Below are 20,775 nucleotides of genomic sequence, written 5' to 3'. Positions count from 1 at the left end.
TTTGTTAATCGATGTCATAATCATTCATTTAAATTTTAAAGTTTAGTGCAAAAAAAAAGTCCGACTACTAAGTCGGACTTTTTAATATTGTAATATTTTATATAAACATCACCACAATATATAATCAGCCCAACAACTTGTCTTTAAACAAGAGGTCCATTGCTTTCTATAAATAGTGACGTTATTACGCATTTTTATTTCTTTTAAAGTTCAAATCTAGGTAAAATAAATTTAACTCGTATTTTTACAATGATAAATTTTTATAATGAAGAGAATAATAATTTCATTTAGCGTGTGTTTTTTGCTCGTTTCCTGCGGCAGTAGTTTCCAGAGTTTTTATAACAATCATAAGGCAGATATAGGCACAACATCCTTTCAAGTACCCAATTTTATGAAAGCACTTTTGGGTAATATTTCTCCAGAAGTTAAAAATGCAATCGGAAACATTTCAGATTTTAAATACATTAAGTTCGAAAATATAGATACCTTAAAACGTCAAAATCTCATTGCAGAAATGAGTGCTGTTACTAATAGCGGGTTTAAGGATGTTTTTAGAAAAAATGAATTAGATAATACACGAATTATTTCAGTTGTAGAATTTGGAGTAGTTGTAACCGATGTCATTATTTTTAATAGTACCAAAACCGAAACCACAGCCTATTATTTACAAGGTAATTTCGACCCAGAAAAAATTAAATCCTTCTCAGACGAAGAAACGTTTAATACCTTCTCAACCAATTTAATGCAAGCCTATCAAACCAATATAAATCCATCTTTTAATCCAGAAAACTAATGCATAAATTATTTTGGCGTTCCCCGCAAGGGGTCGGGCTTTCACTACTCAATCCCTCCTGCGTCGGGGATTTCAAACATGCCGTTCAATCCCTAACGCGGGCATATCAGCCAGCAACACCCAAAAGGCTATTGGCAGTATTACTTACCTTGGTTATGATGTGTACAAGTTGCGCACAAAAAAAACGGCCATTACAAGGCCAAACAGAATTTCAAAAAGAAATAAATGCAGATTATAAAGACGCCAGCAAATCACCATTAAAATATAAGGATAGAAAGAACTTTACGAGTTTAGATTTTTTTAAGTTTGATTCTACTTACGTTGTTAAAGCTAATTTTAAAAGAACTTCTAACGAGAAAGCTTTTAAAATGAAAACCACAACCAGTAGGCTACCAATTTATGTTAAATATGGCGAGTTAACTTTTAACTTAAAAGGTAAATTATACAAACTAAACATATACCAAAACCAAGATTTAATGCAAGAAGAAGCGTATAAAGATTATCTCTTTTTACCTTTCTTAGATGAAACCAACGGATTAGAAAGTTACGGAGGCGGGCGCTACATTGATGCCATAATCCCAGAAGCAGATACTATAATTATCGATTTCAATAAAGCTTATAACCCATATTGTGCGTATAACGATAAATATTCTTGCCCAATAGTACCCCGAAAAAATTATTTAAAAACTAGAGTAGAGGCAGGAGTTAAAGCTTTTGAAAAGCACTGAGTTTTATGAGGATTTTGGGAGGCTCGTTTAACGTCCCCGCGAATAAGATTTGTTTCAATGAATTTTATTCGTTGTTGGTGTGAGTGCCTTTTGGCAGTCGCTCCAAATCTTATTCGCGGGACGTTGGAGTGAATGACGCAGGAATTCACTCCAACGTTCTGTATAAGAGCAGTAGCGGATTATATTGTACTAAACTTTCGGATGTTAAAATACTCAATTAAACACAATAAATGGCTCGAATACACACCCAAACCGCTATTGCTTTTATACATTGTTGGCGAGTCGTTTTTATTATTATTCTCAACTTTTATCACTAAAAAGAGTTTTTTTAGAAAATTGGTTTATCTTAATCTTGCCGACTCATAAACTCATTTGGTCTTATCAATTTACATTTCGAATTATTTTCGAGTAATTGGTTTAAATAGAAAACATGTCCACTTCCAATTATCAAAAGTATCCTATCGTTTTCTTCTGAATTTTCAAGAATATTCCGATAAATGAATAAGTTACGTTTGTACCATTCTGCCACTAGTTCTACTCCTATATTATCGAAATCAAAAGACCTCATTTGATAATGCAGACCGTTTATTTCTTGCTCTGATTCTTGATACGTAAACATAATATTTGCTGTATCCTTAACCTTGATAGCAATATTATTATAGTAATTGTGATTGTCTAATATTTGCTCTTGCTCGTTCAAGTAAATCAGGTTCTCTCTAATGCTGTTTTTTAAAAACAAGTCATTTTTTTCTTTCATACTTTGTGCATAAGTAGAACTATGGTTCAAATAATCCTCAAACACCAAGGTATCCGCAATAAAATCTGCATAAGGAGCAAGCCAGTTGCCATGGTAATCAACAGCAATTACATCAATCCCGTTTAGTTGCTTTCCAAGCCTAAAACCAATTTGATATACTTCATTAATACCGCCTTGAATATCCTCCAGAGTGATTTGATTTGTTAAATAAAGATTATATAAACTATCTATTTTTGATTGCTCTGTTGGAGAAAGTTCAACAAGAATTTTGGTAGGCTTAAATTCTTCTAACAAATGAACTACTTCTTTGATTTCTTTTTGTCTTTTAGTCGTCCCATAGTCATCAACCTCTGTATTGTAGCTGTCTTTTCCAGGGTTATTAAAGTGGTATACTCCAAGCAACATTATCGAAGTATGATTCGAATTTTCCGAAAGGACTTGAGTTTCTTTAATATTGGAACATCAGTATAATAAATTCAGTATTAGAATTCCATAAATAAGCGTCTTTTTACTCATAATAATTTGTCTTTATTTAAATTAAATTTCACATTGATATGTTTTTGTGATTTCATGAATGCCAATCAGCACTAATACCAACGGAACATATATGTACAAGCTTTTGATAATATAAACTCCTGATTGATGAGAGCCTAAAATATCAATAAAGCCAAGGCTTACATTAAAAGTTAGATGTAGTAAAACCACAGCTAAAATGGAGCCTTGAGAATGATTGTAAATGATAGACATTAAGATGCTCAGTAAGACTACATTGATAGCGAATGCCCAAAAAGGAATTTTTGATTGAGGAGAATCAAGAAACCATAATGGGGCGTGCCAAATAGCCCATATAGCACCTATTACCAAGGCGCCTCCCATCCAACCATAATTACTTTTTAGTATTGGGTATAGAAATCCACGCCAACCCAACTCTTCTCCCAATGGTCCCATAATTAGATTGATGAATACAAGAGGTAAAACATAACTCAGTTTAAAATTCGACCATTGAATTGTGTTTCCTCTTGAAACTTCTATAATTAATAATATCCCAGCAACAAGTAAGGGAATTAATACTAATAACATCCACCATGAAAATTGTGGAATTGAAAATGCAGCTTTAATACTCAAAAGTGCTTTTTTCTGAGCTAACCATATAATAATAGCAGCAATGTTTGGACTCCAAATAGCTATGAGCCATACAGGTAATCCTTTCATAGATTCTGGCGTTTGAGCCTCAGGAATCTTTAGCATAATCAAGAATGAAGCAGCAGAGATAAAAAATGTTAGTATAACAAATCCAAAAATTGGATTTGAAACTAATAAACTATTGATTTTTCCCATGACGATTTTAATTATTGAATTTCAGTACTCAACCATTGGCGAATAATCTCAATACTTTCATCTGTTTTTTCCTCTAGCACAAAATGGCCTGCTTCAAAAAGGTGTGTTTTTTCATTACTCAGAAAATCTTGCCACTTCTCCAAATTGTTTTTTTTTGATGAAGTCATCTTTTTCTCCCCAAAGAATTAAAACAGGTTTGTTTTTAATCACTTCTGCTTTTTTCCATAATTCTCCATACCAATTAGATGAACCAATCAATGATTTTCCAATATTGAGCAAGCCATACCTACTGTTCTTATTTGGAAAAGGGCCTTTGTAATGTTTATGTACGTTTCTACTTAGTTGCTTTTTGTTGTAAAAAGCTTTTTTAAGTAACACATTAGGTGAAAAATTAGAATTCAAGTAAAGAAAGTTCCCAAGTTTGCTATGAAGAATTCTATCAATCTTTTGAGCATTTTTATCTTCTTTTGTTTCCCAAAGCCAGGTATTGAACATGATAATTCTTTTAACGTTCTCAGGTTTGGAGATGGCAAAGGACAAACCAATAGGGCCACCAAAATCATGAACGACTAGAGTAATGTCCTTTAGGTTTAGATGCTCAATGAGAAGTTTTAGATTATTCGAATGTTCGTTTGGTGTACCTGCAAAATCTTTGGGTTTTTCTGACAGTCCAAAACCAAGATGATCTATGGCTACACAGCGGTATGATTTGGACATTTCCTTTATATAATTCCGATAAAGAAAAGACCATGTTGGCGTACCATGAACAAATAAAATAACATCACCTTTCCCCTCATCAACATAATGTAACTTACCCGTTTCAGTTGTTAAGAAGTTTGACTTAAATGGATATAAGGTTGTATCTATCCAGCTTTGAGATTTTACCGAGTTACACATAATCAATAAGTTTAGTATCAGAAGAATTCGTTTCATTTAATTTTTGATACAAAACTAGAACCTTGTGAAAGGTAAAAATTGTAGAAATCCGACCTATCTCAGATTAAGCATAGTAATCATAGAGGGTATCACGATAGGATAGTAATTTTTGCGGAGATAACTTTGAAATAGCCTTTACCTCATTAATTAAATGCGGCTGGTCATGGTAATCAAATGCAACTACTAGCTCCATCCAATCAACAAGGTTTTCTCTATTTAAAATAAAATCAATATAGCTATTTACCCGAACCACTTTACAGTAGTCTTTTGGGGAGATTCCTAAACGAATCCTGAATAGTCTTTGTAGTTGCCTTTCAGTTACGTAAACCTTTTTAGCTAAGTCGCTAACCTTAATGCATCCTTTAGCCTCTTTGATCATTTTATAAGCTTTACTGAAAGATGGATTTCCGTTATTTTGTTTGATATGTCCGATTAAAAAACTTTCTACCAATTCAGACCGATCCGTAAAGGTCATTTGCTCCATTTGGGCGTACATTTCTTCACATTTATCTTTCAAATTAATTGGAAAACTGTTTTGAAGTTTTGAAATGGGCTGCTGTATTAAATTGAAAAGTCCATCAGCAATAAAAGAAATTCCAAAAAGGTCTATTTTCCCTTTTTGATTAAATAGCCTGCTTGAAGCAATCGCCGGAATGACAAAAAAAGGAGAGCTTAAAAATGAGTTTTTTTCTGAAGTGTCTAATAATTCAATAGGATTCCCAAAATTAAAGATTAACAAATTTTGGCCTTCTGGGATATATCTCAAGTCAATGCCCTCTTCTAGATCTATAAAACCGTTCATTTCCCAATAGCATAAAGTACTGTCCTTTAGCTGTTCATTTGATACTATTGTTTCATGGTAATTCATTTCTATTGAATGCTCGCCAACTGTTCCACGGATATGAAATCGTTTTAATGTTTTATATCCGAGGTTAAACGAAGGTAGCTGAAAATTTTTACAAAGTCAAGTTTCTGTTTTTTCAAATACATATCGTAAAACAGACAAAAATCCAATTACAAATTATCGTTACTATGTTTTAATTAATAAAGGAGTTTTATCTTTTCAATAATTTTTTAACATACGTTCTGTTGTCTTCAGTATTAACTCTTAGAAAGTATAACCCATCTTGAATATTTGGTAATTTAATATGAGATGATGTTGTGGTATGTACAATTTTACCAATGGCATTATAGACCGTTACAGATTCAATTTTTCTGGTAGATTTCAAATCAAATTCACCTTGTGTAGGATTAGGGTATACAGTTAATGTTGTATCAGATAAATCAAAATCATTAACACTTAAAGAAGCTCCATTTTGATAAAAATTCAAGGCATTTAATCCGTATGCTAATGGTGCATTCCAATTTATAGTTACTTCGTTTGATGCGTAAGAGCACCAACTGTCAACGTAAGAACCCGCTTTAGATGTGTTTATATAACCAGAACAACCATCTTGTCTTCCAGGATTAGGGCCACCGCATAACATGCCAGGAATAGGTGCGGTAACACCATCAGAATCAGATATTCTGTGATGCGGATTTACTGGTGAAATGTCTCCAAATCCTGAAACATAACAATACCCTGTTCCGTTTCTACCCAACAAATAGTCCATAGCAACGTAGGCGGAGTCTAAATAAGATGAATCGTTTGTAATTTCGTAAGCTCTAATTAATAGAATAACTTGATTTGAAGCTACACCATTACTGCCCCAAACATAATCATTTGATGTACCCATGGTAATATTCATTGCAGAATTGTCTACTTGGTTTTTTAGTGCATCAGCAGTACTTAAAAAAATATTTTTAGCCGTATTAATATCACTTGAAGAAAAAGCAGAATCGTGATACAACATCGAAATTAATGCTAAAGGGTCTGTGTATTGCCAACTCGGTGTGCCATTTCCAATGCTTAATAAATTAATGTCGTTACTGTAATTAGTATTTCCTGTTGTAATAAATAACTCTACAGCTGCCCATTGAAACTCATCGGTTACATTAGTGTCTCCATATTGTCCAGTATTAACACCAGCAGGGTTTGTGAAGTAAACATTAGGGTTAGATTCTGCCCACGCATAAGCGGCTTCAGCTGCATTTATTAAGGCAGTACTATAACCAGGTAACTCAGTTTCATAATTAGAGTAAACCCTTGAAGCCATGGCCATAACTGCTGCAAAGTTTAATGCTGCTGCTGTACTTTTCTTAATTACATATCGCGTAGCATTATAATTGTTAGGCATTATTCTCCCTGAAAAATTTAGTCCTGTAAGTTTATGATAAACACCACCATCTAAAGGTTCTTGCATGGTAAGCATCCAATCTAAATTCCATTTAATTTCATCTAATAAATCAGGTAAATCACCTCCTGTTTCAGGTATATTTATAGTTTTTGCTTGGTAATACGTTTCATAATGTTCATAAGCCGCTAAAAGCGTATAAGTAGAAATTCCACTATTTACGATATACTTGTTATAATCACCAGCATCGTACCAGCCTTTAGGCGATGAAATAATGGTATTTGTTGGTCTTGCAGATGAAGCTGCTGAACTATGTACTCGAACATTTGTATCAGGATGCCCCATACTTCTTGCGTATATACCACCATATGTCGCTGATATAGATGTAGATGCTCTGTTATAATAATAATATTTTAAACTTGCATCTGAAATAGATTGGTAGATATCTGTACCAATGTTGAATAAAACCTCTAAACCATTTGCTTGAAATTTATATGCTCCAGCTGTATTAATAGAAGATATATCTGCTTTGGAAACATATTCTTGCGAATCCGACCAATAATTAACTGTTTCAGAGGTTCCAGATAAAACAACATTATCGCTAGCATCTAAAACGGTAAATGCCTGAGGAGAGAAACTGTTTTTAGAAGTGATACTAATGATTTTATCTCTATCGTTAAAATAACCTAATTGATTATATCTAATTTCAATAGCTTGTGAAAAACAAACACTTGTGATTAAGAGTAAAGTTATTGTAAGTAATTTTGATTTCATCTTATTTCTTGTAAATTTATTTATAATGGTCATTTTTTTTTACTAAAATCAAATATACAAAAACTCAATAAGAATATGCGATTGTGTTATTAAGAAGCAGTATTATTAATTTCAACTATTTCACAAAATATATTCCTGCAAAAACAGCCAAAAATCCAATAACAAAACTCGTAATACTGTAAACAGCAAAACTTGTAAAATCGCCAGATTTTAAAAACACATGATTCTCGTAAGCAAAGGTTGAAAACGTTGTAAATCCACCACAAAATCCTGTAGCCAACAACAAAGTATGACTTTGAGATAATGCGTTATTTTTTGTCGCTAAACCTAAAATAATGCCAATTAATAAACTTCCTAAAATATTAGCTGCAAAGGTGCCGTAAGGAATTCCTGTTTCAGCATTGTTTAGATATTTTCCAATAACAAATCGTAAAACACTACCAAAACCACCACCCAAAAAGACTAAAAGGATATTTTTCATTTACTATTTAATAGGGATGTATATTTCAGTTATCCAATTTGCTGGATTAGGAAAATCACCAGGATCATTAGTATAAATCTCAAATGGTTTTAAATTTGATTGTTTCAGATTGTATTTTCCAAGATGAGCCATGGTAGTTTCCCAAGCTTTCGGGAGGTAAGTGTAGTTTCCTTTTAAAGTTGTTTTTAAAACTTTTGTTTTAGGAATGTAACCACATATAATTTCACTAGCTCTATCAACAACTACGCGGTCTCTTACAGGTATGGCATTGCTCATAATTACAGTTCCATTTTCTGTATTCATTTCATTATATATAGTAAATGGCATGCCATTAGATACAATATTGTTTTGAGCCATATAACTCATAATTTCACCAAATTGCTTTCCAATTATTTGGCTAATATTTGCACTTGTAGCCGAGGTTGTTTTGTACATATAAAAGCCACCACCATATTCTGTTTCACCATCAATCTTTATAGTGTAAACTTTCATACTTTGTTGAACTACGCTATCTAATTTTTCTAAACTACGTTCGTAATGTGGTGCGATTTGTTTTTCCATACCACCCATAAATGTGGCAAAAGCTTTAAATCCAAATGGCAAATCTTTTCCAGAAATGGTCCAGGTTGCATCAGTAGAGCCATTTTCATTTTTCTTAAAATTCCATGATATGTCAGAAGGTGGGAAATCTGCGAATTGTATTTGTTGTTGAATAGATTCGTTTGGTATTGCAGCAATAGTTTTCATAGTACCAATACCATCTTTATCTTCCCAAGAATAAGAGCTGTTAATACCTCTTGTTTGTTCTGGAAGTGTGATTTTCATGTCTGGGTCTGCTTCAATCCAAGAAGACCAAGTTTCCCAGTTTTTATAATCAATTACATTATTGTAAATCACTGAAGCAGGAGCATTTATAGTTCTAGTTCTGCTTACTTCAAAACTATTAGGCTGTACAGCAATGTATATAGCCGTTCCGATAATTACAATAAGTAATAAGAATAGGATGTATTTGAGAGCTTTCATTTTTTATGATTTGAAAAATTACAAATCAAAGATACTCATTTTAAAATTTTTGATAAAAATATAAAAAGACAGGTGATTTTTTAATAATAAAATGGAAGCCAAACGTACTTTTTCAAGGATCCGTTTTATTATTTACACTGAAGATTAATAACATTAGATTAATAACAAGAAGAGCACTAATTATTAATAGAATATTCATTTTTGTATGGATTATTTATTTAATAGATGCAGCTTTTTTAAAATGGTTGCGTTAAAAAGTAATATTTATTTTTAAGAGTCTGAAATTATTTGTTTTGACTAGGTTTAATTTAATTCAGTAGATTTTAAATTACTTAAAATTGCGTACTCAATGAGTTTACCTTTGCCTATCAATTCTAATTTTTTACGAATGTTTTTTCGGTGAGTTTCGATGGTTGAAATACTTAAATTTAGGTTTTTGGCAATCAGTAAGGAACTTTCGCCTTTTCCAATTGATTTAAGAATTTCTAGCTCTCTTTTAGTAAGTGAGTTAATATTATCGAGTTTTTTCTTATCAAGTCTTTTAAAAAATGAAATGTATGAGTTTAAGGCGGTTTTGTTTTTGGCAATCGATTTGGTTGCCTTTAATAAAGTCAGAATATCTTCTTCAGATAATTCAAGCCCTTTTTGTTTTAGGTCATTTATAGTTTTTAAGAGACTTTTAATGGCTAACATTTGGGATAATGGATTTAGCAGCAATTTAGAGTTTAGAATAAAACGAAAAAACCCCCAATGTTGGGGATTTTAAAACTAACTAAATCAAAAAACTATTGTCTTGTGAATGTGAAAATTCATAATACTAGTTCCAGTTTAATGTAAAATGACCTATGTAATACATTAGTCTAAATACAATGATAGTTTAATTACAACTTACTCCAAAGCCTCCAACAATTACATCAATAGATCCATTTGCATCTAAATTTGCTTCAAGAATAAATTCAACACCATTAATAGCAATAGTGCAAGTGTTAGGAGCAATATCTCCTAAATTATGTGCATATAACGTTACATAATTAAAACCATTACTATCAAAATTGTAATTGGTTTCAATCGGATTAAACGGACCATCTAGAATTTGTTCGTTAATAATAGTCTCCCCATTTGCAATAATAGACACAATATCATTATCAATTTTGCCGTGATCCCAAACTTCAATTTTGGTGTCTCTTGTTGTGATTTCTACACAACCTAAAAGGGTATTCGTTCTTCCTAAATCTGTTACTGGAATTACAGAAGTTTCATTAACTATAACTTCAGGTTCTTCTTCTTCACTACACGAAAAGATTAAAGTTGCAATAAGTAAGAGAGTAAGTGTTTGTTGAATTGTTTTCATAAATATTTATTTTATTGTTAATAACTCAGCAAACCTATGACATGATCTTGCATAAAAAAATCCCCAGTATTGGGGATATTTTATTGACTTATTGTAAGGTTTTAGATAGTATTTGCTTTGTAATTATTTTAATAGTTTAGATAATTCGCTAAACAACCCTGATAAATCTTCATTGTTATCAGTTATAAAACTTTCTAATTCTTCAAGCTTTAATTTATATGGGTTTATTTCTGTCACTTTTACACTTATTTCTGATATTCCATCAGCAATAAAAACATCAGATAATTTGTTTGATATATTACTTGTAATTTGGTCTTTTACACTTAAATCTACAGGAATAATTATTGCACTAGATTTTGACTCAGTTTTTTCTAAGGTACTATTATCTTTTGCTTTACTATAATATGCGGTAATTTCCACTAATAGATTAATTCTAGGAGCTTTTGTTTTTATTTTGGCTTTTGAATATTCAAATGATAATTTACCGACTTTAAAAACTAAAAACTTTTCATCTTGAACCATTTCTGGAATTAAAGTAAGCTCCATAGCATTTGTGGCTATTTTATTTACCTGATTGTAAAAACTTCTTTTAAAAATTAACTTTGGAAGGCTACTTTTGTTACTAGCAAAAATTAGTGCGTTTTTTGCTTCATAATTTGCTGTAAATTTTAGTTTTCTTTTTTTAAGATATTGAGTAATATAATCAGGGATTTTTGCTACTTTTCCAACTAGAAATGAAGTTAAACCATCTGCTTTTGTCAGTGTCATACTAGAACTTATACGGTAATCTTCAATTATTTCCAAAGTACTAATATCAGAGTACATTTTTTCGCAAACTACTTTGTTTTCAGAAATTGTGTAATTTTTAAATTGAGAAAAACAGTAATTTTGAGTTAAGAGTACGATTAATATTAATTTTTTCATGATTATAAGTTTTAATGGTTTTTTATTTCAAAACTCGTTTAAAAAAATAAGCGACATAATACCCAATACTAGGTAAATCCTAAAATCTATACTTTTTCTCCAAAGCATAACGCATTAATTCTCCTTTACCTTGAAGTCCAAGAATACGCACCATATTTTTACGATGAGTATCAACAGTATGTATACCAATAAATAGTAATTCAGAAATTTCTCTAGAGGTTTTTCCTTGACTTATAAGCTCTAATATTTCAATTTGACGTTTGGTTAATATACCTTTTGTTTTGTTACTTGATTCTGAATTTAAAATATTAGTATTAATGTTAGCATCAAAATAGGTTTCGCCTTCTGCAACAGTTAGAATAGCATTGTGGACTTCTTTTAATGATGAGTTTTTTAAAATATATCCAGAAGCACCTACGTTTATCATTTGTTGTATAGCCTCAATTTGCTCGAACATGGTAAAAGCCAAAACATTTATTTTTGGATATTTTTTCTTAATCTGTTTTGTGACTTCAATACCATCCATTTTAGGCATTCTTATATCGGTTAACACCACATTGGGTTGTTTTTTTTCTACAATATCAAGGAGTGCCTCTCCATCATTAGCAGTACCAATAATAGAAATACCATCTTCATATTCTAAAAGTAGTTTTATACCATCAATTAAGGATTGGTGGTCCTCGGCTATAGCTAATCGTATCATATTGGGATATCTATTATTATGGTTGTACCTTTTGTATGCTCAGATTCTATGGTCATAGTTCCATTTAAGTGTTCCACGCGTTTGTCTATACTACTGATACCCATTCCTTTATTTTTAGTTGTAATCTGGCTTGGGTTAAAACCTTTTCCATTGTCTTCAATCATAATATTTAAAGTTTCATCATGGTTGGTTAAATGTATTGTTGCTTCATTAGCATCAGCATGTTTTATAACATTGGTTATAAGTTCTTGAATAATTCTAAAAATAGTTAACTCTAAGCTATTTTCAAGTCTGTTTTCTAAGCCATGATCTATAACATCAACCGTTATTTTGTTAGAAACAGAAATTTTATCAGCCATATTCTGTACTGCTTTTAGCAACCCTTGTTTAGCAATTACACCTGAGTTTTTGGCATGAGCAATACTGCGTATTTTATTATAAGCTTCATCTAGTAACCCAGTAGTTTTATCAAATAATTCTGGTGTTTGTTTATCTTTTAAAACATTAAAATGTAGTTTTACTGTCGCCATAAGACCTCCTAAATCGTCATGTAAATCATTGGCTATACGCTGTCGTTCTTTTTCTTGACCTTCAATCATGGCATCAATACTAACCAATTCTTGTTCTTTTAATACGGTTGCTAATTTTTGAGTTTCAAGTGCTTTTTCTTGTTCTGCTAGTTTTTGTTTTTTTCTGGTGTTTTTTTGGAAAAGGAATCCTGTTATGCCTCCGAAAAGTATGAAGACTAATGCTCCTATTAGTAAGTTTTTATTTTGTTTTCTTTTTGATTCGATTTCTAAGTTATCTGCACGTAGTTTTTCGTTGTCGTATTGTTCTTTGATATTTGCAACTGCTATTCTTTGATCTTTTTTGTTCAGGCTATCATTTAATGCATTGAAGTCAATTAAATTGTCATAGGCTAATTTATAATTTTTGGATTGAGCATGTAATAGTGATAAGTTCTCTTTTATTAACGATTTGTTGTAAAGTTGATTTCCATTTGTTTTTATAGTATCTGCAATGCTGTAATTTAATTGAGCTAGTTCTATTTTATTCTTTGAAGCGTAGGCATTTCCAAGGCTCAAATAAGTAAAAAAGTATATATTAGGGTTGCTCAATTCAGGGTATTTATTCATGAATTAAATTTTTTTATTAAAATAATAAATTGCAGAGTCTGAATTTTTAGTTGACATTTCATGCAAAGCACCTAAATTATGATAGGTGGATAAAATGTAAATACTATCCTTTTTTCGCAATGATTTATTTAAAATATTATGATAGTTTTTTGATGCTAGTTGAGTTTGGTCTCTATATAAATGGTAATTACCTAATAAGAAAAGTTGAATTATTTTATGCGTTTCATCTTTATATTTTTCAGCATTTTCTTTATAAAGTTTTAAGTATTCAAAATTATAAGAATAATCGTTTAAATAATCATAGGATTGAGAAAGCGCAGCAAGACTGTTTAAAATAGAAAGCGTATCATTAGATTTCACTCCTGTTTTGTAGGCTTGATAACTATTTTTAACAAATAATGAATCATTATCTATAAGCTTGTTATAATAGCCTTCAAAATATAAGAGTTTACTTTTGTTTTCTTTGAAAAATACTTTATTACTTTTTATAAGGTTTAAATAATACAGCATTGAATCCGGTTTTTTTAGTTTTGAATGGTAGATTAAACTAAAAAAGTTGATATCTATTTTATTAGTAGATTTCTTCACTAGATTTAGTACTCTATTGGCGGTAGTAGATTCATGAAAGTAATAAAAGGTAGAATCACTCTGCGAAAAACAGAGTGATTGGGAAATAAATATAAATGTTAAAAGCCTAATTTTTAAATTCACAATTTTCAAACTCTAAAAATGTAGGAACACCTTGAATAGGAGTAGTTTTCTCTTTTTCTTTCAAGTTTGCCAATTGAACACAATCTGTATTCTCAAAATCATATATTACGCTAATATGTATTGTTTTTCCTTTGCCCTTATCAAGTCCTGTTCTAAATTTACTCTGTAAATAAACATCATTCGAGTATTTTGGTGATTTACAAGTATAAAAGATGGTGTCGTCTCTGTATTCTTTGAATTTTAGTTCAGAATTTCTAGGGGTGGGTATAGAAAATAAAGCATAACCGTATTGGCTATTGTAAAATTTTGTGCCACATAATGCTTCAGTGTCAGAACAAAAGTCATAATTTTCCAATGAAAGATTTCCAGCGCACTCAAAATATTGTTCGACAATTTTAACTTCACTTTGAGGTAGTTTATTACATGAAGAAAAGAGAATGGTAAAAAATAAAATGATAATAAGTTTAATTTTCATAATTTGTGGTTTGTTAGTTAATAATTACAAACCTCCTGAAAAGGATGTTGTAAAAAAATACCCATTACTAGGTATATTCATTCATGAATTTAGAAAAACCAATTTCCAAAAGCCTAAAACCTAGATTAAAAGCAAATAAAACCGAAGTAAGGTTTTACAGGTTAAAAGTTTGAGTAATGTTTTACTTAAAGAAAAACTTAATAGCAGAAATAAACAAAATAAAAGCAATGAAGGCTATTAATACCCATATGCTACCTGCATAAAAACGTTTGTGAAGTTTCAAATCTTTACGGTAAGTGTAGGCAATTACAATAGCAAAGACTATGAAGAATATAATTCCAAAAATGATTTGACCTTTACTAAACATATAGTTATTTTTATGCAAATTTAATAATAATGATGAGATTCCCATCTACAAGGGAATGACAAAATAGAATTTATGAAAAATAAAATAGAAGCAGTAAAGGCTTTTCATACGGCATTTAAAATAGGACATAGAGAAACTCCAAAAGCTAATTTAGGAGAAGACAAAAACAAATTGCGTTTTAACTTAATGAAAGAGGAAAACGAGGAGTATTACGAGGCAGCGAATAACAATGATTTAGTTGAGGTTGCAGATGCTTTAGGCGATATGCTTTACATTTTGTGTGGAACCATTATTGAGCATGGCATGCAACATAAAATAGAAGAAGTATTTGAAGAAATACAGCGAAGTAATATGAGTAAACTAGGAGAGAATGGACAGCCTATTTATCGTGAAGACGGAAAGGTACTTAAAGGGCCAAATTATTTTAAACCTAACATTCAGTCTATTTTAGATAAATAAAAAAAGCAGCCATTTGGCTAGTCATGGTCGGAAGAAATTTCGACCATTTTTTTTAAGTCTCAAAATGGTTTAAGTTTCCTTTGCAGTCTACAACAATCATAGCAATAGCTAAATTTCTGAGTTCCATTTTAAATCTTCTCTTGGCTGTTTTATAACCTATTTTGTTAGCTTTTTTATAGATTAATATTAACATTGCTACAATTAAAGTCATGTATAGCATAACTTCTATTCCATTTTTATTCAATGAGACTAGATGGCTTGCATTGAGTTCTTGTTTTATAAAACGAAAGAATACTTCAATATCCCATCGCCTTCTATAAGCTTGGGCTACTTGTTTTGCAGATAAATCAAAATCATTGGTAATAAACCAAAAGTATTTTGGTTGCTCTGTTTTAGTTTTTGCTACAATTAAACGAAAAGGAGTTTCTACTAATTCTTCTCTGTAATGTATATTTCCTTTTTTGTTATGTATCGCTTTTCCAGTATAAAGATTTACTTTACTGTCTTTAATAAGGGTTAATTCTCCTAAATCTAGGTCTTGATTTTTATTAAGTAATGACTGTAATTCTACATGCTTTCGGTTTTCTTTTGCTCTAACAATAAAAGTAACAGCATCATTAGTAAATGAGTTCATTGTTCTTGTAGATTAAAGTCCTCTATCAATGACATAGATATTTTGATGATTTGCGTCTTGCTTTACATGATTCATTATAGCCTCGGGTAAAGCCATATCTTCACTAGAATACTCCGACTTAGTAAATACTTCAGAATGACAAGGCAACAAACCATCAAAAGCCATGCTGTATTTAACAGATTTCTTTCCGTTTTTATGGTCAACCTTTTAATAATTTGGAAGAAGCCTCACTAACCATAGAACTATCTACATGGATTAAATGGTGTTTTTCCTTGTTAGGGTAGGCATCTTGAAATTGCTGATAAACACACTGGTATATTTGGAGGAAGTAATCGGAATCAATTTTAGATAATCTTTCAGAGATAGAACTTCGTCTTATAGTTTCAGATTTATCTAAATCAAAAAGCGTTTTAAACAGAAAATCATTGAAAGTATCTTCTAAAGTGCGTTGACTTAGTTTATCATTCTCTACAATACCATAAAGTAGCAAATAGAACATTTTTTTGCCATGAAGTACCTTGGCGTAATAATCAACTTTGGTCGTTAATGATAATTTGGATAAAAGCGCTTCTGGAACAACACCTAATAATTGACTTACTGAAATTCTGTGGTCTTTAAATACTGACATAATATATTGGCTATCAGGTATTAATATGCGAAAATCACATTAAAAAACAAGGTAAGAAACTGTTAATCAATAAGTTAATTAACAGGCACCTGTGTTTTATAAAACAAAAAAGCCGGAAGAATAAATCTTCCGACCATGACTAGCTCATTGGGCTGCTTTTTTATTTCAATTACTTAACTGAATACCGCCATCCAAAAGGGTCTTCAGTTTTATTAGTTTGTATATCAGTGATACGTTTCTTTAAGAAACTAGCATAAGTATTATCAAGTTTTGGTAACTCATAATCAGCGTCCTTATATCCAAAACCAGAAATAGGAGATATAACCGCTGCAGTTCCTGCACCAAACATTTCTTTTAACGCCCCACTTTTAGCAGCTTCAACAACTTCCGAAACCGTTATTTTTCTAACTTCAACATTAATACCTTCCGCTTCAGCGAGTTCAATAATACTTTTACGAGTAATACCGTCAAGAATCCTATCACTAGTTGGTCCAGTAATTAAAGTATCATTAATCCGAATAAAAATATTCATCGCACCAGCTTCTTCAATATATTCGTGTGTATTATCATCAGTCCAAATAACCTGTTGGTAGCCTTTTTCAATAGCTAATTGGGTTGGGTAAAACTGTCCGGCATAATTACCTCCAGCTTTAGCAAAACCAACACCGCCATTTGCAGACCTCGAATATTTTTCTTCAATTAAAACCCTTACTTCTCCAGCAAAATAAGCTCCAGAAGGCGCTGTACAAATTATAAACTTATATTCATCGGCAGGCGAGGCGTGAAAACCATTTCCAGAAGCAAAAACAAAAGGCCTTATATATAAAGAGCTACCATCTTTTCTAGGAATCCAATCTTTATCAATTTCCAGTAAAGCCTTTAAACCGTCCATAAAATAATTTTCAGGAAGTTCAGGAATAGCCAATCGCTTTGACGAAATGTTCAAACGCTTAAAATTATCTAACGGACGAAATAACCAGACATTCTCATCAATATCTTTATACGCTTTCATGCCCTCAAAAACAGATTGCCCGTAGTGAAATATTTTAGCAGATGGATCTAACACAATAGGTTGGTAAGGCATTACCTTAGGTGCTTGCCATTTACCATCTTTAAAATTACATTCTAACATGTGATCAGAAAAAACATGCCCGAACTTTAAATTGTCAAAATCTACATCGTTGATTTTAGAAGTTTTAGTCTTTATAACCTCTATATCGTTGATTATGGTATTCATAAGTCTCGTTATTAGATGATACAAATTTAAAGAAAAACGTTTTTAAAAAAGCGGTATATTTACATAAATCGTCTAAAATTGAAATATTTGCATCATGAAGTCAGTTACCGTAATGATTATGTGCTTTTTAATGTTAAACTCTTGCAAAAATAAAAGTCAAGAAGATGTTGAAACTCCAACAAAAACAGAAAAAATAGAATATGCCTCTTTCGGAAAAGAAATTATCGCCAATGATGCCATTACTGCAAGCTCCATGGCGGCACATTATAAAACCATGAATACAGGTGATAGTATTAACTCAAAAATTATTGCAGAGGTAAAAGAAGTTTGTCAAGCCAAAGGCTGTTGGATGCGATTAAATTTAGACGATGAAAACGAAGTTATGGTAAAATTTAAAGACTATGGTTTTTTTGTTCCTAAAGATATATCGGGTAAACAAGTCATTATTAACGGAAAAGCTTTTGTTAAAGAAATCTCGGTCAATGAGCAACGTCATTATGCAGAAGATGCTGGTAAATCACCAGAAGAAATAGCGAGTATTATCACACCAAAACGCACTTATTCCTTCGAGGCTAACAGTGTTTTAGTTGCACAATAAAAAAACATGAAATTTCAAGTTTTGGGCGTTACCACAAGGGTCGGGCTTTCCGCTATATCTTTTTTATAATGTCATAGCGAGGACGAAGGACGTGGTTATCTGTTAAATATTAGTTCAAAATAATGTTTGAGTCTTGTTAATAAAAAAGGATGCCGCTTCAATCCCTAACGCAACAAACAACAAATTTTCAACTTTAAAATATAAAAATGAAACGCGAAATAATAATCACCGCAGATGGCTCAACAACCATTCAAATACCAGAGTGGAATGAGCAATACCATTCTAAACATGGCGCCATACAAGAAGCCTATCATGTATTTATTAAACATGGTTTGCATCATTTCTGTAATCAAGAATGTCACCTTGAGCGCAGTCGAAAGGTCAAAGAATCCATATCCATTCTAGAAATAGGATTTGGCACAGGTTTAAACGCTTTCATAACACTTCTAGAAGCCAAAAAATTAAAATTAAACATTAATTATAATGGAGTAGAAGCCTATCCTGTTTCAGAAGATGAAATAAAAGCGTTGAACTATACCGAAACACTAAAAGTCGAAAATGACGAAATACTTTTCCAAAAAATTCATGAAACCCCATGGGAAGAAAGAAATCAAATAAAAGATGGTTTTATATTAGTAAAGCGTAAACAATTATTTTCAGAAATTAGAGACACAGAAACACATAATATTATTTATTTTGATGCTTTCGGAGCCAGAGTACAACCCGAATTATGGACAGAAACCATTTTCGAAATAATGTACAATGCCTTAAAACCAAATGGCATATTAGTAACCTACTCAGCAAAAGGGAGTGTGCGCAGAGCGATGCAAGCTGTTGGATTTAAAGTTGAAAGACTTCCAGGGCCACCAGGAAAGCGTGAAATGTTACGCGCTTGCAAAGAAGCGTAACATTCAACGACTCAATTAAATAATTATTGGAGTTAAATGCTAAGGGCAACTAAATAAGTTTTCAGTCACAGTCTTAGTTTTCAGATGAGAGTTATAGTTTTGCTTTGTGTTTTAGAGCCTTTACGCGATTTAATTTTTTTACTTTTCACTTTTACCTTCTTTCTTTTTTCTTAAAAATTTCTATTTTTCTTAACTCTGTTAAACCTTCTATAAAATTTTAGTAAACCCTGTAACCATTTTGTAACTTTATAAAAAAAGAAAATGCGTGTTTTAATAACTGGTGCAACAGGATTGGTAGGTCAAGAAATAGTCAAACTTTGTCATGAGAAAGACATAAGTGTAAACTACTTAACAACTAGTAAATCCAAGATAGTACAAAGCGAAAATTATAAAGGATTTTATTGGAACCCAAAAGCAAAAGAAATTGATTCATATTGCTTTCAAGATGTTGATGCTATTATACATTTAGCAGGAGCAACCGTATCAAAACGTTGGACTTCCAGCTATAAAAAAGAAATTATATCTAGTAGAACGGAGACCACAGCATTACTAATCCATTCTTTAAAAGGTGTAAAACATCAAGTTAAACAAGTGGTTTCAGCAAGTGCCATTGGTATTTATCCAGATTCATTAACTAACTATTACGATCAAACCCATAACGAAATTAGCTCCTCATTTTTAGGGCAAGTGGTTTCAGTTTGGGAACAAGCTGTTGATGAATTTTCAAAATTAGACATTACCGTTTCAAAAATCAGAATTGGTTTAGTATTATCAAATAAAGGAGGAGCATTACAAGAAATTGTAAAACCTATTAAATTCGGGTTAGGAGCCGCTTTTGGTAGTGGTAAGCAATGGCAATCATGGATACATATTCAAGATTTAGCAAATCTATTTTTATATACTCTAGAAAAAGAGATAGATGGCATTTACAATGGCGTTGCACCAAACCCAGTATCTAATAAGGAACTAACAAAAACTGCAACAAAAATTTTAAACAAACCGTTATTTATGCCAAATATTCCTAAGCTTTTTATGAAACTCGTTTTAGGAGATATGCATATTTTATTATTTGAAAGCCAACGTGTAAGTTCTAAAAAAATAGAAGATAAAGGGTTTTATTTTAAATACAACTGTTTGAAATCTGCTTTAGAGGATTTATTGGGTTGATTTTGGCGAGGTTCGTTTACCGTTTATGTATAAGAATAGTTGCGGGTTTGTATGCGAGGATTTTCCGAAGGAAAATCAGACGTTACAAACACGCAACGACCTTTGATTAAGCACTAAACCGCAATTATTTTTATACGGTGTTGGCAATAGTTTTTTATATTTAATAATTATTATATTTTTCTGAACCTTCTCTAAAATTATCAATCCTTTTTTGTATTTCTGGGTTTGTATGAATTCCTAATTTATATCCATAACTACTAATTGGGTTCATTCCGTTTATAGTCATTCCAATTGAAAGTAAACTTAACTTTGGGTTATAGTTTGCATCGTAAATTCCTCTGCAAATTCCATAAGAAAATAAAACACCAATAATAATTAAAATTGTGGTTATAAATTTTTTAGTTCTTTTCATT

26 protein-coding genes are annotated in these 20,775 nt (G+C 31.4%); 6 read left to right on the top strand and 20 right to left on the bottom strand.

What is annotated here, in order from left to right; all coding sequences use genetic code 11:
- The first annotated feature begins 265 nt into the window (after positions 1-265).
- Both Q0870_RS02630 and Q0870_RS02625 read left to right on the top strand, forming a co-directional pair.
- Complete coding sequence (locus Q0870_RS02630; RefSeq protein WP_298550818.1) at positions 266-793, top strand: DUF4252 domain-containing protein; 528 nt, start codon at positions 266-268, stop codon at positions 791-793.
- A gap of 155 nt (positions 794-948) precedes the next feature.
- Entirely contained in the window at positions 949-1,521 is a 573-nt protein-coding gene (locus Q0870_RS02625; RefSeq protein WP_298551245.1) for a DUF1684 domain-containing protein, read from the top strand.
- 346 nt (positions 1,522-1,867) lie between these two features.
- Here the strand turns inward: Q0870_RS02625 and Q0870_RS02620 are convergent, their stop codons facing one another.
- The 15 genes from Q0870_RS02620 to Q0870_RS02550 form a co-directional block, all read right to left on the bottom strand.
- Positions 1,868-2,683, bottom strand: a complete 816-nt coding sequence (locus Q0870_RS02620) for a DUF5694 domain-containing protein (protein ID WP_298550817.1) — start codon at positions 2,681-2,683, stop codon at positions 1,868-1,870.
- A gap of 132 nt (positions 2,684-2,815) precedes the next feature.
- Positions 2,816-3,616, bottom strand: coding sequence for a CPBP family intramembrane glutamic endopeptidase (locus Q0870_RS02615; RefSeq protein ID WP_298550816.1), 801 nt, complete (start codon positions 3,614-3,616; stop codon positions 2,816-2,818).
- Between the two features lie 11 nt (positions 3,617-3,627).
- On the bottom strand, positions 3,628-3,759 hold the full coding sequence (locus Q0870_RS02610) for a hypothetical protein (protein WP_298550815.1): 132 nt from the start codon (positions 3,757-3,759) through the stop codon (positions 3,628-3,630).
- Complete coding sequence (locus Q0870_RS02605; protein WP_298550814.1) at positions 3,731-4,513, bottom strand: alpha/beta fold hydrolase; 783 nt, start codon at positions 4,511-4,513, stop codon at positions 3,731-3,733. Before Q0870_RS02605 ends, Q0870_RS02610 begins: the two co-directional genes overlap by 29 nt.
- A 103-nt stretch (positions 4,514-4,616) precedes the next feature.
- Positions 4,617-5,420 (bottom strand): helix-turn-helix domain-containing protein, encoded by an 804-nt coding sequence (locus tag Q0870_RS02600; RefSeq protein ID WP_298550812.1) that lies wholly within the window; start codon positions 5,418-5,420, stop codon positions 4,617-4,619.
- Between the two features lie 187 nt (positions 5,421-5,607).
- Positions 5,608-7,560 carry a glycoside hydrolase family 9 protein gene (locus tag Q0870_RS02595; RefSeq protein WP_298550810.1) on the bottom strand — a complete coding sequence of 651 codons (1,953 nt, stop codon included), beginning with the start codon at positions 7,558-7,560 and terminating at the stop codon, positions 5,608-5,610.
- A gap of 115 nt (positions 7,561-7,675) precedes the next feature.
- Positions 7,676-8,041 (bottom strand): fluoride efflux transporter CrcB, encoded by a 366-nt coding sequence (gene crcB / locus Q0870_RS02590; RefSeq protein ID WP_298550808.1) that lies wholly within the window; start codon positions 8,039-8,041, stop codon positions 7,676-7,678.
- A 3-nt stretch (positions 8,042-8,044) separates the two neighbouring features.
- A complete protein-coding gene (locus Q0870_RS02585; RefSeq protein WP_298550805.1) occupies positions 8,045-9,064 on the bottom strand; it encodes a GyrI-like domain-containing protein in 1,020 nt (339 codons plus the stop codon).
- A 303-nt stretch (positions 9,065-9,367) separates the two neighbouring features.
- A complete protein-coding gene (locus Q0870_RS02580; RefSeq protein ID WP_298550803.1) occupies positions 9,368-9,757 on the bottom strand; it encodes a LuxR C-terminal-related transcriptional regulator in 390 nt (129 codons plus the stop codon).
- A 184-nt stretch (positions 9,758-9,941) separates the two neighbouring features.
- Positions 9,942-10,415, bottom strand: coding sequence for a hypothetical protein (locus tag Q0870_RS02575; protein WP_298550801.1), 474 nt, complete (start codon positions 10,413-10,415; stop codon positions 9,942-9,944).
- A 123-nt stretch (positions 10,416-10,538) separates the two neighbouring features.
- Positions 10,539-11,339, bottom strand: coding sequence for a hypothetical protein (locus tag Q0870_RS02570; protein ID WP_298550799.1), 801 nt, complete (start codon positions 11,337-11,339; stop codon positions 10,539-10,541).
- Between the two features lie 79 nt (positions 11,340-11,418).
- On the bottom strand, positions 11,419-12,042 hold the full coding sequence (locus Q0870_RS02565; protein WP_298550797.1) for a response regulator transcription factor: 624 nt from the start codon (positions 12,040-12,042) through the stop codon (positions 11,419-11,421).
- Entirely contained in the window at positions 12,039-13,178 is a 1,140-nt protein-coding gene (locus Q0870_RS02560; protein WP_298550795.1) for a sensor histidine kinase, read from the bottom strand. Before Q0870_RS02560 ends, Q0870_RS02565 begins: the two co-directional genes overlap by 4 nt.
- A 3-nt stretch (positions 13,179-13,181) precedes the next feature.
- Positions 13,182-13,688: a hypothetical protein gene (locus Q0870_RS02555; protein ID WP_298550792.1), complete on the bottom strand. Its 507-nt coding sequence runs from the start codon at positions 13,686-13,688 to the stop codon at positions 13,182-13,184.
- A gap of 184 nt (positions 13,689-13,872) precedes the next feature.
- Entirely contained in the window at positions 13,873-14,364 is a 492-nt protein-coding gene (locus Q0870_RS02550) for a hypothetical protein (protein ID WP_298550791.1), read from the bottom strand.
- Between the two features lie 439 nt (positions 14,365-14,803).
- Between Q0870_RS02550 and Q0870_RS02540 the strand changes: the two genes are divergently transcribed.
- Positions 14,804-15,190, top strand: a complete 387-nt coding sequence (locus tag Q0870_RS02540) for a nucleoside triphosphate pyrophosphohydrolase family protein (RefSeq protein WP_298550789.1) — start codon at positions 14,804-14,806, stop codon at positions 15,188-15,190.
- A 52-nt stretch (positions 15,191-15,242) separates the two neighbouring features.
- Here the strand turns inward: Q0870_RS02540 and Q0870_RS02535 are convergent, their stop codons facing one another.
- The 4 genes from Q0870_RS02535 to Q0870_RS02520 all read right to left on the bottom strand — a co-directional run bounded on the left by Q0870_RS02535 (position 15,243) and on the right by Q0870_RS02520 (position 17,689).
- Positions 15,243-15,824, bottom strand: coding sequence for a transposase (locus Q0870_RS02535; RefSeq protein ID WP_298550788.1), 582 nt, complete (start codon positions 15,822-15,824; stop codon positions 15,243-15,245).
- A 12-nt stretch (positions 15,825-15,836) separates the two neighbouring features.
- Complete coding sequence (locus Q0870_RS02530; protein WP_298550786.1) at positions 15,837-15,989, bottom strand: hypothetical protein; 153 nt, start codon at positions 15,987-15,989, stop codon at positions 15,837-15,839.
- 34 nt (positions 15,990-16,023) lie between these two features.
- Positions 16,024-16,452, bottom strand: a complete 429-nt coding sequence (locus Q0870_RS02525; protein ID WP_298550784.1) for a hypothetical protein — start codon at positions 16,450-16,452, stop codon at positions 16,024-16,026.
- A 169-nt stretch (positions 16,453-16,621) separates the two neighbouring features.
- Positions 16,622-17,689 (bottom strand): branched-chain amino acid aminotransferase, encoded by a 1,068-nt coding sequence (locus tag Q0870_RS02520; protein ID WP_298550782.1) that lies wholly within the window; start codon positions 17,687-17,689, stop codon positions 16,622-16,624.
- A 94-nt stretch (positions 17,690-17,783) separates the two neighbouring features.
- Here Q0870_RS02520 and Q0870_RS02515 point away from each other — a divergent pair, with 94 nt between their 5' ends.
- The 3 genes from Q0870_RS02515 (at position 17,784) to Q0870_RS02505 (ending at position 20,362) form a co-directional block, all read left to right on the top strand.
- Positions 17,784-18,287, top strand: coding sequence for a DUF4920 domain-containing protein (locus tag Q0870_RS02515; RefSeq protein WP_298550780.1), 504 nt, complete (start codon positions 17,784-17,786; stop codon positions 18,285-18,287).
- A 206-nt stretch (positions 18,288-18,493) separates the two neighbouring features.
- Positions 18,494-19,195 (top strand): tRNA (5-methylaminomethyl-2-thiouridine)(34)-methyltransferase MnmD, encoded by a 702-nt coding sequence (mnmD, locus tag Q0870_RS02510; protein ID WP_298550778.1) that lies wholly within the window; start codon positions 18,494-18,496, stop codon positions 19,193-19,195.
- Between the two features lie 261 nt (positions 19,196-19,456).
- Positions 19,457-20,362 (top strand): TIGR01777 family oxidoreductase, encoded by a 906-nt coding sequence (locus tag Q0870_RS02505; RefSeq protein WP_298550776.1) that lies wholly within the window; start codon positions 19,457-19,459, stop codon positions 20,360-20,362.
- 160 nt (positions 20,363-20,522) lie between these two features.
- Here the strand turns inward: Q0870_RS02505 and Q0870_RS02500 are convergent, their stop codons facing one another.
- Entirely contained in the window at positions 20,523-20,774 is a 252-nt protein-coding gene (locus tag Q0870_RS02500; protein ID WP_298550774.1) for a hypothetical protein, read from the bottom strand.
- Between the last annotated feature and the right edge of the window lies 1 nt (position 20,775).

This window comes from uncultured Algibacter sp. (assembly GCF_947487575.1).
Classification (GTDB): Bacteria; Bacteroidota; Bacteroidia; order Flavobacteriales; family Flavobacteriaceae; genus Algibacter_B.
This window is presented reverse-complemented; position numbering and strand designations above follow the sequence as displayed.

Coding starts and splice junctions, on each gene's coding strand:
- Q0870_RS02620 (WP_298550817.1), bottom strand. CDS start 2,683: ATGTTGCTTGGAGTATACCACTTTAATAACCCTGGAAAAGACAGCTAC.
- Q0870_RS02520 (WP_298550782.1), bottom strand. CDS start 17,689: ATGAATACCATAATCAACGATATAGAGGTTATAAAGACTAAAACTTCT.
- mnmD (WP_298550778.1), top strand. CDS start 18,494: ATGAAACGCGAAATAATAATCACCGCAGATGGCTCAACAACCATTCAA.
- Q0870_RS02575 (WP_298550801.1), bottom strand. CDS start 10,415: ATGAAAACAATTCAACAAACACTTACTCTCTTACTTATTGCAACTTTA.
- Q0870_RS02555 (WP_298550792.1), bottom strand. CDS start 13,688: ATGCTGTATTATTTAAACCTTATAAAAAGTAATAAAGTATTTTTCAAA.
- Q0870_RS02560 (WP_298550795.1), bottom strand. CDS start 13,178: ATGAATAAATACCCTGAATTGAGCAACCCTAATATATACTTTTTTACT.
- Q0870_RS02615 (WP_298550816.1), bottom strand. CDS start 3,616: ATGGGAAAAATCAATAGTTTATTAGTTTCAAATCCAATTTTTGGATTT.
- Q0870_RS02525 (WP_298550784.1), bottom strand. CDS start 16,452: ATGTCAGTATTTAAAGACCACAGAATTTCAGTAAGTCAATTATTAGGT.
- Q0870_RS02630 (WP_298550818.1), top strand. CDS start 266: ATGAAGAGAATAATAATTTCATTTAGCGTGTGTTTTTTGCTCGTTTCC.
- Q0870_RS02600 (WP_298550812.1), bottom strand. CDS start 5,420: ATGAATTACCATGAAACAATAGTATCAAATGAACAGCTAAAGGACAGT.
- Q0870_RS02505 (WP_298550776.1), top strand. CDS start 19,457: ATGCGTGTTTTAATAACTGGTGCAACAGGATTGGTAGGTCAAGAAATA.
- crcB (WP_298550808.1), bottom strand. CDS start 8,041: ATGAAAAATATCCTTTTAGTCTTTTTGGGTGGTGGTTTTGGTAGTGTT.
- Q0870_RS02570 (WP_298550799.1), bottom strand. CDS start 11,339: ATGAAAAAATTAATATTAATCGTACTCTTAACTCAAAATTACTGTTTT.
- Q0870_RS02540 (WP_298550789.1), top strand. CDS start 14,804: ATGAAAAATAAAATAGAAGCAGTAAAGGCTTTTCATACGGCATTTAAA.
- Q0870_RS02585 (WP_298550805.1), bottom strand. CDS start 9,064: ATGAAAGCTCTCAAATACATCCTATTCTTATTACTTATTGTAATTATC.
- Q0870_RS02535 (WP_298550788.1), bottom strand. CDS start 15,824: ATGAACTCATTTACTAATGATGCTGTTACTTTTATTGTTAGAGCAAAA.
- Q0870_RS02550 (WP_298550791.1), bottom strand. CDS start 14,364: ATGAAAATTAAACTTATTATCATTTTATTTTTTACCATTCTCTTTTCT.
- Q0870_RS02625 (WP_298551245.1), top strand. CDS start 949: ATGATGTGTACAAGTTGCGCACAAAAAAAACGGCCATTACAAGGCCAA.
- Q0870_RS02595 (WP_298550810.1), bottom strand. CDS start 7,560: ATGAAATCAAAATTACTTACAATAACTTTACTCTTAATCACAAGTGTT.
- Q0870_RS02500 (WP_298550774.1), bottom strand. CDS start 20,774: ATGAAAAGAACTAAAAAATTTATAACCACAATTTTAATTATTATTGGT.
- Q0870_RS02605 (WP_298550814.1), bottom strand. CDS start 4,513: ATGTGTAACTCGGTAAAATCTCAAAGCTGGATAGATACAACCTTATAT.
- Q0870_RS02565 (WP_298550797.1), bottom strand. CDS start 12,042: ATGATACGATTAGCTATAGCCGAGGACCACCAATCCTTAATTGATGGT.
- Q0870_RS02530 (WP_298550786.1), bottom strand. CDS start 15,989: ATGGCTTTTGATGGTTTGTTGCCTTGTCATTCTGAAGTATTTACTAAG.
- Q0870_RS02580 (WP_298550803.1), bottom strand. CDS start 9,757: ATGTTAGCCATTAAAAGTCTCTTAAAAACTATAAATGACCTAAAACAA.
- Q0870_RS02515 (WP_298550780.1), top strand. CDS start 17,784: ATGAAGTCAGTTACCGTAATGATTATGTGCTTTTTAATGTTAAACTCT.